Below are 1,249 nucleotides of genomic sequence, written 5' to 3' on the forward strand. Positions count from 1 at the left end.
GCTGGTGTACTTGGCTCCGCGGTAGCGGCAGGTATTCTGTTGGCCTTGGTTGGATAAAGACTCTTGTAACACGTAAATACAGTTATCGTGTTGAAGATAAAATTATCAACCAATTTACATGCTTGCCATTAACTTGGTTAAACAAAATAGTTTATAGTCAAAGGGATGCTCCGGCATCCCTTTTTTATTTGTCCCTCAGGGAGTGAGTTATGGAACATAAACAGATTGTTATCACTGAGTTTGGCGACGCCAATGTTCTGGCGATTCAAAGCGCTGAAACTCCGATCCCTAAGTCTGGCGAAGTGTTGGTCAAGGTGCATTATGCTGGCGTGAATCCTATCGATGTCAAAACACGAGCGGGACTTGGCTGGGCTGCTTCCCAGAATAAAGACAAACTGCCTTGGGTGCCAGGTTACGATATTTCTGGGAAAGTCGCCTCTTGTGGTACTAAGACTTCTCGCTTTGCTGTGGGAGATGAAGTGGCCGGTTTTATTGGCTTTCCTCTCCAAGGTGGAGGCTACAGCCAATATGTTTGTGTTCCGGAGTCGGAGCTAAGTCACGTGCCAAGTTCGGTCACGCTAGAAGCGGCGGCGGTTTTACCATTGGCAGGGCAAACCGCTGCCCAAGCATTAAGCAAAGCGAATGTCAGCGAATGCGATAGAGTATTAATTCTCGCAGGAGCGGGTGGCGTAGGGCACTTAGCGGTGCAGATTGCTGTGGCGACAAAAGCCGAAGTGTTTACCACCTGCAGTGAACGAAATTTAGACTACCTTGCCACACTTGGCGCTCATGCAGTGAACTATCAATTTGCACCAGTGTCAGAACGTGTTGAAGGCGTTGATGTTTTAATTGATTTGGTTGGTGGTGATGCGGCTCTAGATGCTCTCAAGTGCCTAAAAGACAATGCCCGCGTGATCACGGTACCAACGATTAGCGCTGAATTAATTTGTGACAAGGCCAAGCTGTTAGGCTTCGAGGCAAGCGGTATGTTGGTTGAGCCAGATCCTTCACAGTTAGACACGTTGTTGTACATGGTAGGTGTGGGATTACTTAAAACAGAAGTGCAACACATTTACCCAATGACTGAAGTTATCGCCGCACACCAACAAGTGGAATCGGGGCGAACGAGAGGCAAGGTATTACTTGATATGACATGCTAGACGCATTCAATTCAGCTTTTGAACATTTAGCCCTTTGGTTTTCTGATTCAGCATTGTGGGTGCTTTTCATGACCGGTTTTCTCAGTGCC

The 1,249-nt window shown here is 47.2% G+C and carries 1 protein-coding gene and 1 pseudogene; both read left to right on the forward strand.

Translation table 11 applies throughout. The annotated features are described in order from the left end of the window. The first annotated feature begins 209 nt into the window (after window positions 1-209). A complete protein-coding gene (locus R7093_RS23985) occupies window positions 210-1,160 on the forward strand; it encodes an NADP-dependent oxidoreductase (protein WP_017447675.1) in 951 nt (316 codons plus the stop codon). After that, window positions 1,154-1,249 (forward strand): annotated as a pseudogene (locus tag R7093_RS23990) (DedA family protein); the annotation flags it as partial. The gene R7093_RS23985 and the pseudogene R7093_RS23990, both read left to right, overlap by 7 nt.

Source organism: Vibrio sp. 1580 (genome assembly GCF_033340055.1).